The sequence below is a fragment of the Flavobacterium sp. WC2409 genome, assembly GCF_041200085.1.
GTDB lineage: Bacteria > Bacteroidota > Bacteroidia > Flavobacteriales > Flavobacteriaceae > Flavobacterium.
Map to the genome: position 1 here is coordinate 506,790 of NZ_CP165625.1, position 12,940 is coordinate 519,729.

Genomic DNA, 12,940 nt, shown 5'->3' on the forward strand with positions numbered 1-12,940 from the left:
AAATGAAAAAATTTATAATCACACTAGTAATTGCATTAATAGCAACTCCGTTTTTTGCCCAATCGGCTTTTGATAAATTTGATGGACAAGATGATGTGACTTCAATTATTGTCAACAAAAAAATGTTTGACTTGATGAGTAAAGTAAAAGTTGATGCATCTGATAAGGAAACGCAACAATACATGAATTTAATCAAAAAATTAGACAACTTAAAAGTTTTCACTACAAGTAGTTCTAGAGCAACAGCTGATATGAAATCAGCAGCCGATAAATATATAAAAACAGCTGGATTAGAAGAATTAATGCGTGTAAATGACAGTGGTAAAAATATAAAGATATTAGTAAAATCAGGTGCCTCAGACAGTCAAATAAAAGAGTTGTTAATGTTCATTGAAGGAGGAAGTAAAACAAATGAAACGGTGTTAATGTCTTTGACAGGTAATTTTGACTTGAATGAAATTTCAGTTTTAACTGATAAAATGAGAATACCTGGTGGCGATGACCTGAAGAAAGCAACTAAAGGAAGAAAGTAATATGAAAACAGTTTATATCTTTTATTTTTTATGCCTGTTGTTGGTAAGCTGCAATTCAGAACCCACCCTACAAAAATATTTTGTAGAAAATACAGAGAATAAAGATTTCCTTGTAATGGATGTTTCTCCAAATATTTTAAATGTTGACAAAACGAAGTTGTCGATAGCTGAATCATCCGCTTTGAAATCTTTTGATAAGATGAATATTTTAGCATTTAAATTAACAGATAAAAATAAAAATCAGTTTGATGTTCAACGTGCTAAAGTGGATGCTATTTTGAAAGATAAAAAGTACCAACAGTTGATGAGATTTGGTTCTGGTAAAGAAGGTGCATCAGTAAGCTATGTAGGAGCTGATGATCATATTGAAGAATTTGTTTTTTATGCCAATAAAAAAGATGCTGGTTTTGCAGTTGTTAGGGTAATTGGAAAAGATATGAATCCAACAAATATAATAACAATGATGCAAGTGCTGAAAAAGTCCAATATTGACATGGAGCAATTGAAACCTTTGCAACAATTAATAAAGTAATTAATTGTATTAAAATTTATAGGCCTCGATATATTTTATCGGGGCTTTTTTTGCTTGATTTTTATTTGGAGTTCAAATAGTCAGTCCAATCATTTTGAGTATTTAAATTTTTTAGGATTGACGAATCATTAACTTCTACTTCAGTAATTTCGTCCAGATTCACTTTTTTTATTTGGAAGTCTAATCTTGTATTTTCTTCTTTTGGATCTAATGGCGTTAAAGATTTCCAAAAGGCGTTAGATAGTTTAATTGGATGACCATTTTTGCCTTCAAAATTGGGGAGAACAATGGTATTTTCAATTTCAATTATTGCATTCAGTACCGTAGCATTTGGAATTGGAATATCAATGGGACTAATAAGAACAGCTTGATTGGTTTTTATTTTTTGTAATACAGTTTGCAGTGTTGAAAAAGAACCTCGTTCTGGATTTGGATTAATAACGACTCTCACTTTCATTTCTTTAAAATACATAAAATGAGTTTGCGCCTCAGCTAGCAATGGAATAGCGTTGAAATAGTCTTGGTAATGGAAACCCAAACCAATGTAGACTTCTGTGATTTGTGTTTTCGAAATCCGATCTAATTGCTCTAAAATCCAATACGTATTATTATAATCTAATAAACCTTTAGCAATACCCATTCTTTCTGATTTGCCCCCAGCAAGTACTATAAAAACGGTATTATTTGCCATAATACACTTTTAGTAATTCAGATGCCACACTGATTGCTATTTCTTTGGGATTGGTTCCGCCTAAATCTAGTCCAACTGGACAATGAACTGCTTTGATTCCAGCTGTAAAACCCAATTCGTTAATCAATAAATTATTAAATTTATTTTTCTTGGTTTTACTGCCTATCAATCCGATGTATTTTGTTTTGGAGTGAACGGCTAATGCGGTAATTTCAAAATCCAATTTGTGATCATGTGTCATGATAACTACGTAGCAATTGTCTCCCCAATTGATCGTTTGTTTGTAGTGATCGAATGCAACACTACTAAATAAAATTGATTTATCTATTTCAATAGTGTTTTTCCAATTCTCTCGTGTATCAAAAAGAGTGATATTAAAAGGAGTATCTTTTAGAACTTCACATAAAGCAATGCCAATATGTCCGGCTCCAAACAGAAACAATTCAGGGGATTGATTCATAGGTTCAATAATTAGTTCTACTTTGCCACCACAGCATTGCTCAAATTCAGGTCCAAGAGTATAAGAGAATTCTTTTGTTTGATTTTCATGAATTGCTTTAATGGCCTCTTCAATAATTTGAAATTCTAATTTACCGCCACCTATGGTTCCGTGAATCTTTTTTTGATAGGTTACAATCATTTTAGAAGCTACTTTGCAAGGAGCAGAGCCTAAAACTTTAGTTACTGTAACCAGAGCTACGGGTATTTTTTTAATTTTAAATTCGTGTAATAATTCAATCCAGTTATTCATTAAAATAATTATTGGTTGGAGTGCATAATAGATTAAGCAGGTAAAAATGATATTATACAATATCAAAATCGCTCAAAGGTAAATTATGGTACCTTTTACCAGTAAGTTTAAAGATAGCATTTATAATAGCGGGAGCAATTACGGGTACTCCAGGTTCTCCTACGCCAGTTGGGTTTTCGGTACTCTCCACAATTTCAACATGAACATTTGGAATTTCATTCATTCGAATCATTTTGTAATCAGTAAAACTATTTTGCTCAATCGCCCCATTTTTAGCAGTAATTTTCCCATAAAAGGCTAATGACATTCCAAAAATAGCGGCGCCTTCCATTTGTGCTTTTACGGTATCTTTGTTTATTACGGTTCCGCAATCTATAGCAGTATAAATGTTATGCACTTTTATTTTATTATTTACCATTGATACTTCAACAACTGAGGCCACGTAGCTATAAAAACTATATTGAACCGCTATTCCGTAAGCATGACCTTCTGGTAATGGTTTTCCCCAATTGGCATTTTTTGCAACCACATTTAAAACGTTTTTAAGTCGGGCTGTGTTGTATTTTAGAGGATCTTTTGTGTCTTCGATTCGGTCAGGGCCTATTAGATTCAAACGAAACTCTAATGGGTCTTTATTGGCAGCAAAAGCCAATTCGTCAGCAAATACATTCACCGAAAAACCATGAGGAATATTAATTACAGATCGCATCCAGCCAATTCGCACATGAGCAGGTGCTTGACCTACTTCGACCTTAAAGTTTTTAATGGCATAAGGAATATTAGCTGCACTGGCTATTTCCCAATCGGCTGGAAAATCAGTTCCGGGCGCAAAGGTCGACATGATAGAAGGGAATGCAAATCGGTGTAGCCAGCTGGTAACATTACCTTGACTGTCTATAGATGCCTTCATGTATTGCGCACTTACAGTATGATAATATCCATGCTTCACATCGTCTTCACGTGTCCAAATTACTTGTACAGGAGCTTTAATCATTTTTGATACCATAACAGCTTCTACCACATAATCTGGCTTTGATTTTCTTCCAAAACCACCCCCTAAAAAAGTAACATTTAAAGTTACTTTATCAACAGTTGTTTTTAAATAATCTACTACTTCATTTCGGGCAGTTTGAGGATCTTGTGTGGGTGCCCAAACTTCGCAAGTATCTCCTTGAACCCAAGCAACTGCATTTGGTACTTCCATTGGGGTATGTACTAAATGAGGAAGTTGAAAGGTGCTTTCGATAGTTTTATGCCCTCCTTTAAAGCCTTCGTTTACATTGCCTATTTCTTTAGCCACTTTCCCTGGTTTATGGACATTGTCGGTAATTTGACTCATGTATTGATCCGAATCATACGTTTCGTTTTCGCCGTAATTCCATTCAATTTCTAATGCAGCTTTACCTTTGAATGCAGCCCAAGTATTCGTAGCAATTACAGCTACACCACCAAGAGGACCAAAAGGTCTTTCAATGCGAGGAATTTCAATTATGGCTTCCACTCCACGAATTTTCATTGCGGCAGTCTTATCAAAAGATTTAACGGTTCCAAATGTAACGGGACAACGTGCGATAGCTACAAATTTCATATTTGGTAAACGTTTGTCTAATCCAAAAACAGCAGCTCCATTTACATATTCATTGATGTCAATACTTTTTAAATGTTTACCAATGTATTTAAAGTCATTTGGATTTTTAAAAACTATGTTTGTGGGTACTTTAAGTGTTTTTGCTAATTCAACAAGAGCTCCAAATTCTAATTTTTTACCACTAGAGTGAATTATAAAATGATTTTCGGCGGTACACTCTTCTTCGGGCACTTGCCATGTTTTTGCTGCAGCAGTAATTAACATGGCTCTAACCGTAGCGCCCATTTTTCGCATAGTGTCATATAGGTAAAGAATACTTTTAGAACCATCGGTATTTTGATCCCCATATTTTATGTCACCCATAGCTTGTTTAACCGTCACTTTATTCCAGTCGGCATCCATTTCGTCAGCAATGACTGAAGTTAAAGAGGTTCTTACTCCATTCCCCATTTCAGATCGGGAAGCAATTAAAATCAAACTTCCATCAGAATTCAATTGAACGAATAAATTAGGATTAAATTCAATTTTGTTTTCAGGCTTTTTTTTATCGAAATATAAGTAAGTACTACCAGCTAGAATTAATCCACCCGAGGCCAAACCAATGTTTTTAACAAAACTTCTACGGCTCATGTTATGAATATCACTCATGGTTTGCTTTATTTTTAAGTTCAACAGTATGGTGAATGGCTTTTTTTATTCGCTGGTAGGTGCCACAACGACAAATATTACCACTCATGGCGTCATCGATATCTTTGTCTGTAGGATTTTCGTTTGAGTTAAGTAGGGAAGTAGCAGTAATTAATTGGCCAGGTTGACAGTAGCCACATTGTGGAACATTATATTCCGACCATGATTTTTGCAATAATTGTAGATTTTCTTGAGTACCTTCAATTGTTGTAATCTCTTTTCCAGTAACTGCAGAAACAGGTGTCAAACACGAATAGGTAGCAGTATTGTCAATTAATACTTTGCAAGAGCCACAAGCACCTATTCCACAGCCAAATTTAGTGCCAGTCAGGCCAATAATGTCTCTAATAGCCCATAATAAAGGCATTTCTGGATCTACATCTATCTGATGTTTTTCTCCATTAATTTGAAGTGTAATCATGTTGCTTTACAATTTGTGTTACGGACCCCCAATTTAAGCTTTTTATTTCTAATTTAATTTTTTTTTAAAATTAGGTTCAATTGAGTAGATTTTATTACTTAAGTATTAAGGTTGATAGGAATGTGCTTTTAATACGAAAGTTTAAAATCGCACTCTCTATTATAAGATTAATAAATGCAGCCTTTTATTTTATTAATATGATTATTAATAGTTGGTTTTTAGAATATTTGATAATTATTTTAATCGCAATTATTTTTTTTATTTTATATCAATTCTTCTATTCTATTTGCATTATTATATTGAAAATGTAATACCGGTCATTTACACACATCATTTGTTTTATATAATGCTTCAAATCTTTTATTTTAATTTTTAAAATAAATCTATTTTCACAAAAATAATTTTACTGTTTTAGAAAACGTTAAATATTGTGAAGCAATATTTTCTGAAATTTAATTTTCGAAATAGCACTGCTATAAGAGCACAACTTTTTCCGTAAACAAACTGATTGAATTAATAATATAAACCAAAATTACGCTCTGTTACAACTAAAAAATTAACCATTAAACTAAAAATTATGAAAAAATTAGGTATGATTGCTTTTGCACTAACTTGCTTATTAGGATTAGAATCCTGCTCGGATAATGTAACATCTGTCGAAGAAAACCAACAGGTAACTGCAAGTATAAGTAGTGCTACAAGTAAAGTCGCTGGTGCTCCATGGGTAAAGCAATTTGAGGAAACATTTAATATGGGTTCTTCACTCTCGCAATGGACAAAAGCACAACGTACAGATTATAATTCTAACTATTGTGATTATAAAAGTTCCGTACCTACAATACAAACTAGGGATGGTAGAGATTGTTTAGAAATAAAGACTACAAAGTTGAGTGCAAGTAAATACCAATCGGGTCTAATTAAGTCCATATATCAGTATAAACCTGAAAATAATACAGAATATATGCTATCTGCTAATATTAAATTAATAGCTATGGATGGTGCTAATTATAAATCATTCACAGATACTTATGGAGCTTGGCCCGCTTTCTGGAGTGTCCAAGAAAATGCTTGGCCAGTTCAAGGAGAAATTGACACTATGGAGGGTTATTCTTTTGCTCCTAATGCGTCCCGTTTTACCTCTAATCTTTTTTACGGTACAACATCTGGGACAAATCAATTAGGAAACGCTGCAGAAAGAAGTTATCCAAGTGCATTTAATGTAAATGGTAATAATGGGTGGCATTTATACGAATCTTTTTGGAGTGTAAAAAATAATGTGGTGACGGTAACTATAAAATTAGATAATGTAACGGTTTCTACATACACTAATAGCAGCGTGTCAAAGCTCAATTTGAACAATTTTGGACCGCATAATATCATTATAAATATGAATGTAGGATCAAACGATTCCAATTTTATTGACCCCAATAAAATAAACTTATTTACAAGTACTATGATGTGGGTAGATGATGTTACGGTATATAAAAGATCCATCTAAATAATTTAGAGAAGATAACCCGTGTCATAACACTGCTGTAGGTAAATAAGTATTAAAAAAAAATATTTAATACTTGGATTTGATAAAATCCGCAAAAATAGGCTTGCTATTTGCACGTCGATTTTGCGGATTTTTTAATATTCTGTTAAAATGTAATTTATCAGAAACCACAATTTCATCAAAAGTGAGTTAAAGTGGGGATATTGATAGATAAAAAACAAATTGTAATAGGGCTTTAGGTCTTACTAAAAAGTGGAAGTAATAACTCTGGATTTTATAATTAATATATGCGACTCTTTTTATGTCAGTTTTTTTTTGATTTTATCATTACTTTAAAAATAGAATAGTAGAATTATATTTTTGATATTAAAAATAACTCAAATATCACTAAAAGTTGGTATTGTGTATAATGGGGGTATTGTTTTACTTTGTAATATAATAAATGCAAATAGATTAGATTAAAGCGAAGAGATGAAAACTAAGTCAATAAATAGAATTAATAAATACGATACGTTGTTCTTGTATATCGGAACTTTTTTTGTTGCAATAGCTGGTTTGTCTGGAATTTTAATGGCAATCTATTTATCAATTCAACTAACTGAGAGTTTTTAATTATATAGATTAACCAATATATCAGTTTGTAAACGAAAAAAAGGTATAAGTAGTTGATCAACTACTTATACCTTTTTTTTAAGTGACCACGGTGGGAATACTTTTATACAATTAAATAAAATCAGTTGCATTTTTAATAATTGCAAATATACGTTTAAATACAGTACTTTACAAAGATTTGTTAAAATTGATTATTGCAAATAAATGCAAATACTTGCGTTAAATTGAATTTTAGAATACAGATTTAAGTATATTTGTATTCCTGATTTCAACTAATACAAATACAATGGCAACAGTACATTTTTTATATCGTTCAGTACGTGAAAAATCATTTTTAGAGGTGCGACTACAACACACTGAAAATACTATCAAATACCTTTGGAGTGCCAAAACTAAAATTGAAGTTTCAAAAACATTTTGGACGAAGCAACGTGATGTTAAAAGTAGGGACGTAACTATAAGCAATGAACAAACACGAGTAAAAGGATTGTGTTCTACAATTGAAAATCTAATTTTGGACAGCTTCAAAACTACAACACCTGAAGCAATTACAAAAGAATGGTTACAGACCAAAATTGATTTGTATTACAATCCAAAGAAGAACGATGCAACCGCAGAAACAATACCTATAAACCTGATTGAGTATTTTGATTATTACATTAAATACAAAGAAAACTATCCAAGTGATGTTTTGATTAGAAAATATAGAGTACTTCAAAAAAAGTTAATGCGATTTCAAACCCATAGAAATAAAGCTATTTTAATAAAAGACGTAAACAAGCGGTTTAAACTTGAATTTTCAGAGTATTGCGAAAGCCAGCAATATAGTAGGATAACAATACAAAGAGATTTTGCCGAGGTTAAAACAATTTGTATTGATGCAAGAACTAAAGGAATAGAAACAAGTTTGGAGCTGGACAAATTGAGTTTTCCAAGATTAAAAGCAACTAATATATTTTTGACTTTTGATGAAATTAAAGCGATTGAAAATATAGAAAAAAGCAAATTAACTGATAGTTTAGAAAATGCAAAAGACTGGTTAATAATTTCCTGCTATTGCGGGCAAAGGGTTTCAGATTTTATGCGGTTTACTGCTGATATGATACGAATTGAAAACGGCAAAAGTTTAATTGAATTTACCCAAAAGAAAACTAATAAAATTATGACCGTACCACTGCACCCGAAAATTATTGAAATTCTAAATAAGCGTAGCGGGGCGTTTCCTTATGCAATTTCAGATCAAAAGTATAATGATTATATCAAAACAGTTTGTGAAGTTGCTGAATTAACGCAAATAGTAAATGGGAGTAAGAAAATAGAAACCGCACCCAAAAGCGGAATTTATAGAAAAGTAACCAAAGATTATAGAAAATGCGACCTCGTTTCCAGCCATGTGGGGAGGAGAAGCTTCGCATCAAATTTTTACGGTACTATTCCAACTACATATTTAATTTATGTAACTGGCCACAGCACCGAAGCAATGTTTTTAAGTTACATAGGCAAAAGCAACAAAGATTTAGCACTTGAAATAACAAACTATTTTTAACTAAAAAAATAATTGTTTTATTTTACATACATATTTTACACCTTTTACACGAATCAAATGATATTAGAACTAACAAAAAAGAATCTACAAAATGCTGGTTACACCGAAGAAGAAATAAACAGGCTATACAATGCAAAAGAAGATTGTACACTAGATACGCTTCAGTTAAGTAAATATGTTTTTGTTTCAAAATCTGAAAATAAATTTTATACTGGAATTGATTTTTGGAGGGTAATATATTTTAAGGATGGAAAAGCAAAATTCCCTTTTAGGTGTCCTGACTTATTTAATGATTTTTATGAAATTATATTAAATACTTTTTTGGAGCAACAAAAAAAAGAGTTAAGTATTCATTTTGATTTAACATTCCAAACTAAAAAATTTATACTAAATGAAATTAAAAGGAATGAAGAAATAATAAAAGAACACAAAGATTACATTGAACTTTATAACAAAAGACAATGGATAGGAAGAGTTCGAGTAATCAATATTCTCGAAACTTATATCCAATTTCTTGACAATAAATCTTTTATAAATAGTCAATCTAAGCAACCTGAAGCCGTTGAGCCTATTGAGATTAAATATCAATATACGCACATATTTAAAGGTAAATCGTTTGAAATATGGCAACGTATGTTTGATGAATTTAAAATCACAAAAAGCAGTCGTACCGATATAGATTTTATGTTTCAAATTATGAAGTATGATAATTTGATTTATGATAACATTGGATTAATTGACATTCAAAACTGGATTAATGAAACCTATCAAATGACAGTTGAGAAAGTAAAATATACAAACCCAAATTCAAAATCAAATTTAAAGAGATTAAGTACTTATAATTTAATTAATATTAAATAAAGCAAAGGTATAAACCGTACCTAAAAAGGTACAATACGTAGTCTTTTAAGATACAACTGTAGACCAATATTTGCAATGTTATAAACAAATAAACATTGTAAAAATGCAGAAAAATTCAACCTTACTCGAAAATTTAAGTACCGAAGACTTAAAGGACTTAATCGGAAATGTATTTGATACTAAATTCAAAGACTTTCAAAAACACCAAGAAACCAAAACCGAAAATGATGACCTTATAACAAGGGAACAGGTTTTAGAACTACTACAAATAAACGCTTCTACTTTATGGCACTGGACTAATAAAGGACGTATTACAGCTTATAAGTTTTCTAATAAGTGCTACTACAAAAAAAGTGAGGTAATGGCTGGTTTAATCACAAAAAAATAAGGGTTTATGAGTAATTTAAACCCACAAACCCCCGCAAAATCTTTATCAAATACCACTGACAAAGATAAACTAAAACACCTGATTACTAATGATATAAATCAATTAAGTGAAAGTGTTGAAGTTGTTAAACCAAATTCGAATGATATTTTAACCAAGCTTTTAAAAAACATTGATGTTATAGATTTTTATTTACTGGCGTTCCCTAATATTGAGGAATTAAGACAATCTTACAATCAACTTAAAAGTGAATTATTTGGAGAAACACCAATTTACACAGATACACAAAGCACCGAATACAAAGAAGTCTTTAAGCAATGGCAAAATATAAGTAAAGAATTAAGTAAATGTAAGTTAACCAAAAACCATTATTTAATTCTATGTATTGAACAACTTCTAAAAATTGCAGAGGTTAATAAATGGGGATTGTGTAAAAAGAACAACTTTATTTATTTGTTTAATGGTTATTACTGGAGCGAAATAGACAAAGAATGTTTTCAATCTTTTTTGGGTAACGTAGCTTTAAAAATGGGAGTTGAAAAATTCAAAGGAAAAATTCACACCTTTAAAGAAGAACTTTTCAAACAATTTATGGCAGATGCTTATTTGCCTACACCACAGGCGAAGATTAATAGTATTTTAATCAATTTACTAAATGGTACGTTTGAAATAACACCAACTAAAAGAGGTTTAAGACCATTTGACCAAAAAGATTTCATTACCCACCAATTACCATTTGAGTACGAACCCGAAGCGACCGCACCACTATTTCAAAAGTATTTAGATGAAGTTTTGCCCGACCCTGACAAGCAAAAAGTATTTGCAGAGTATTGCGGTTATATTTTTATAAAACCCAGTGTTTTAAAACTTGAAAAAATGCTTATTCTTTATGGTACTGGAGCAAATGGAAAAAGTGTGTTTTTTGAGATACTTAACGCCCTTTTAGGAACTGAAAATATAAGCAACTACTCTTTGCAAAGCCTTACTAATGATAACGGTTATTTTCGTGCTAAAATCGGTAATAAGCTGGTAAATTATGCAAGTGAGATAAACGGTAAACTGGAAACTGATATTTTTAAACAAATGGCTTCGGGCGAACCTATTGAAGCACGTTTGCCGTATGGTGACCCCTTTATATTAAATGAATATGCAAAGTTAATATTCAATTGTAATGAACTACCAAAAGACGTTGAACACACAAACGCATATTTCAGACGCTTTTTAATTATCGGTTTTGATGTTACCATTCCCGAAGATAGACAGGACAAACAACTACCTCAAAAGATTATTAAAAATGAATTATCGGGAGTTTTTAACTGGATTTTAAAAGGACTTGACAGAGTACTGGAGCAGAAGAATTTCAGTAAATGCGAAGCTATTGACAACGCTCGAAGCGATTACGAAAAGCAAAGTGATAGTGTTCAGTTATTCATTACTGAAATGGACTTTAAAATTTCTGTAAACGAATATATTTTGATTTCAGAATTATATCCACAGTATAAAATGTTTTGTATTGAAGACGGTTACAGACCCGTAGGCAAAACGAAATTTATACAACGATTGAAACATTATAAAATATTTGTTAATCGTATTAATGTGGGTAATGTAGCTTATTTGTCTAATAATCATTAAAAAAAAAGATTGTTTTTAGTGGTGCATATTTTACACCTTTTACACTGATTGAAAAATTGAAAGTGCAAAACGTGTAAAATGTGAACCCAAAACAAAACATTTATTTTTATGGAAAATTTTAAATATACCCTTGACAATAGCAGTAAAAAGCACATTTGCTTAAACTGTAATAAGCGAAGTTTTGTTTTGTACGTAGATACAGAAACAGGAAGCTATTTAACTGATGATTTTGGACGTTGTGACCGCTCTACTAATTGCGGTTATCACAAAGCACCGCCAAAGGGCAAAAAGGCTTTTAAAGTTCCTTTTTTACTATTGAAAAGTATTTCAGATAAAGCACACAAATTAACTGATGAACTTGGTTTTATTTCGATAGTTCCAAACTCACAAATACTGGAGCAAACAAAAAATGATTGTTGGATAACTGAATGGTATTTAAAAAACTCAATTATAAATTATTTGAATTGTGAATGTAAGTACTTCAATACTGATGAAATTGGTTTTATAAATACTATTAGAAACAAAGAGCCACCGCCCGAGATAGTCCCGAGTTTTCACAGTTTGGAGTTATTGGATAAAATGTATTACCAAAATTCACAATTAGACAATTTAACCGAGTTTTTAAAAATTCACTTTACAAAAGAGGAGGTTTTTACAGCTATGCAAAATTACTTTATTACTGGAACAAACCACTTTTGGAATGATGCAACGGTATTTTGGCAGATTAACGACAAAGAACAAATACAAGGTGCAAAAGTTATGTTATACGATAGGATTACAGGCAAAAGAATAAAGAAGCCTTACAATCACATTAACTGGCTTCATAAAGCTATTAAAGAGCCTGATTTCAATCTTTGTCAATGTTTGTTTGGTTTACACCGAATAACTGAAGACTATCAAAAAACTATTGCAATTGTTGAAAGTGAGAAAAGTGCGATACTAATGAGTATTTTTTTACCTGACTTCATTTGGTTAGCAACTGGAAGCAAAGGGAATTTAAAATTTGAATTATTGAAACCAATAAAAAACCGAAGTATTGTTTTGTTTCCTGATAAAGGGGAGTTTGAAAACTGGCAAAAGAAAGCTACTGAAATAAATACTTTAGGTTTTAAAATTGCAGTTAGTGAATTGATTGAGCAAACCGATTTTGAAAACGGTTTTGATTTAGCAGATTATTATTTACAAGATAAAATAACATAAAAT

Annotated in this window: 13 protein-coding genes; 9 read left to right on the plus strand and 4 right to left on the minus strand. The window is 31.4% G+C overall.

From position 1 onward, the window contains the following. Positions 1-2 precede the first annotated feature (2 nt). Complete coding sequence (locus AB3G34_RS02250) at positions 3-533, plus strand: DUF4252 domain-containing protein (protein ID WP_367757756.1); 531 nt, start codon at positions 3-5, stop codon at positions 531-533. Position 534: 1 nt separating this feature from the next. Continuing rightward, entirely contained in the window at positions 535-1,065 is a 531-nt protein-coding gene (locus AB3G34_RS02255) for a DUF4252 domain-containing protein (RefSeq protein ID WP_367774055.1), read from the plus strand. Positions 1,066-1,126: 61 nt separating this feature from the next. Here the strand turns inward: AB3G34_RS02255 and AB3G34_RS02260 are convergent, their stop codons facing one another. From AB3G34_RS02260 to AB3G34_RS02275, 4 genes are read right to left on the minus strand one after another with little or no spacing between them, the layout of a single operon-like run. Then, the gene (locus tag AB3G34_RS02260) at positions 1,127-1,756 is read right to left on the minus strand and encodes an NTP transferase domain-containing protein (protein ID WP_369753330.1); all 630 of its coding nucleotides are present in this window, start codon (positions 1,754-1,756) and stop codon (positions 1,127-1,129) included. After that, the gene (gene xdhC / locus AB3G34_RS02265) at positions 1,746-2,507 is read right to left on the minus strand and encodes a xanthine dehydrogenase accessory protein XdhC (RefSeq protein WP_369753331.1); all 762 of its coding nucleotides are present in this window, start codon (positions 2,505-2,507) and stop codon (positions 1,746-1,748) included. The genes AB3G34_RS02260 and xdhC overlap by 11 nt, the downstream gene beginning before the upstream one ends. Before the next feature lie 52 nt (positions 2,508-2,559). Next, complete coding sequence (locus AB3G34_RS02270; protein WP_369753332.1) at positions 2,560-4,743, minus strand: molybdopterin cofactor-binding domain-containing protein; 2,184 nt, start codon at positions 4,741-4,743, stop codon at positions 2,560-2,562. Beyond that, on the minus strand, positions 4,736-5,203 hold the full coding sequence (locus AB3G34_RS02275) for a (2Fe-2S)-binding protein (protein WP_367774061.1): 468 nt from the start codon (positions 5,201-5,203) through the stop codon (positions 4,736-4,738). Before AB3G34_RS02275 ends, AB3G34_RS02270 begins: the two co-directional genes overlap by 8 nt. Before the next feature lie 577 nt (positions 5,204-5,780). On the opposite strand from AB3G34_RS02275, the gene AB3G34_RS02280 reads away from it, so the two are divergent. The 7 genes from AB3G34_RS02280 to AB3G34_RS02310 all read left to right on the plus strand — a co-directional run bounded on the left by AB3G34_RS02280 (position 5,781) and on the right by AB3G34_RS02310 (position 12,937). After that, the gene (locus AB3G34_RS02280) at positions 5,781-6,701 is read left to right on the plus strand and encodes a glycoside hydrolase (RefSeq protein WP_367774062.1); all 921 of its coding nucleotides are present in this window, start codon (positions 5,781-5,783) and stop codon (positions 6,699-6,701) included. 471 nt (positions 6,702-7,172) lie between these two features. After that, complete coding sequence (locus AB3G34_RS02285) at positions 7,173-7,313, plus strand: hypothetical protein (RefSeq protein ID WP_367774063.1); 141 nt, start codon at positions 7,173-7,175, stop codon at positions 7,311-7,313. Between the two features lie 286 nt (positions 7,314-7,599). Continuing rightward, positions 7,600-8,859 (plus strand): phage integrase SAM-like domain-containing protein, encoded by a 1,260-nt coding sequence (locus AB3G34_RS02290; protein ID WP_369753333.1) that lies wholly within the window; start codon positions 7,600-7,602, stop codon positions 8,857-8,859. 57 nt (positions 8,860-8,916) lie between these two features. Further along, positions 8,917-9,720, plus strand: a complete 804-nt coding sequence (locus tag AB3G34_RS02295) for a hypothetical protein (protein ID WP_369753335.1) — start codon at positions 8,917-8,919, stop codon at positions 9,718-9,720. Positions 9,721-9,823: 103 nt separating this feature from the next. Next, complete coding sequence (locus AB3G34_RS02300) at positions 9,824-10,108, plus strand: helix-turn-helix transcriptional regulator (protein WP_369753336.1); 285 nt, start codon at positions 9,824-9,826, stop codon at positions 10,106-10,108. Between the two features lie 6 nt (positions 10,109-10,114). After that, on the plus strand, positions 10,115-11,737 hold the full coding sequence (locus tag AB3G34_RS02305) for a phage/plasmid primase, P4 family (protein WP_369753337.1): 1,623 nt from the start codon (positions 10,115-10,117) through the stop codon (positions 11,735-11,737). Between the two features lie 108 nt (positions 11,738-11,845). Continuing rightward, positions 11,846-12,937: a DUF6371 domain-containing protein gene (locus tag AB3G34_RS02310; protein WP_369753338.1), complete on the plus strand. Its 1,092-nt coding sequence runs from the start codon at positions 11,846-11,848 to the stop codon at positions 12,935-12,937. Positions 12,938-12,940 lie beyond the last annotated feature (3 nt).

Bases quoted from the DNA above. Each gene is read 5' to 3' on its own strand.
- AB3G34_RS02310 (WP_369753338.1), top strand. From the start codon at position 11,846: ATGGAAAATTTTAAATATACCCTTGACAATAGCAGTAAAAAGCACATT.
- AB3G34_RS02285 (WP_367774063.1), top strand. From the start codon at position 7,173: ATGAAAACTAAGTCAATAAATAGAATTAATAAATACGATACGTTGTTC.
- AB3G34_RS02275 (WP_367774061.1), bottom strand. From the start codon at position 5,203: ATGATTACACTTCAAATTAATGGAGAAAAACATCAGATAGATGTAGAT.
- AB3G34_RS02255 (WP_367774055.1), top strand. From the start codon at position 535: ATGAAAACAGTTTATATCTTTTATTTTTTATGCCTGTTGTTGGTAAGC.
- xdhC (WP_369753331.1), bottom strand. From the start codon at position 2,507: ATGAATAACTGGATTGAATTATTACACGAATTTAAAATTAAAAAAATA.
- AB3G34_RS02290 (WP_369753333.1), top strand. From the start codon at position 7,600: ATGGCAACAGTACATTTTTTATATCGTTCAGTACGTGAAAAATCATTT.
- AB3G34_RS02300 (WP_369753336.1), top strand. From the start codon at position 9,824: ATGCAGAAAAATTCAACCTTACTCGAAAATTTAAGTACCGAAGACTTA.
- AB3G34_RS02250 (WP_367757756.1), top strand. From the start codon at position 3: ATGAAAAAATTTATAATCACACTAGTAATTGCATTAATAGCAACTCCG.
- AB3G34_RS02295 (WP_369753335.1), top strand. From the start codon at position 8,917: ATGATATTAGAACTAACAAAAAAGAATCTACAAAATGCTGGTTACACC.
- AB3G34_RS02270 (WP_369753332.1), bottom strand. From the start codon at position 4,743: ATGAGTGATATTCATAACATGAGCCGTAGAAGTTTTGTTAAAAACATT.
- AB3G34_RS02260 (WP_369753330.1), bottom strand. From the start codon at position 1,756: ATGGCAAATAATACCGTTTTTATAGTACTTGCTGGGGGCAAATCAGAA.
- AB3G34_RS02305 (WP_369753337.1), top strand. From the start codon at position 10,115: ATGAGTAATTTAAACCCACAAACCCCCGCAAAATCTTTATCAAATACC.
- AB3G34_RS02280 (WP_367774062.1), top strand. From the start codon at position 5,781: ATGAAAAAATTAGGTATGATTGCTTTTGCACTAACTTGCTTATTAGGA.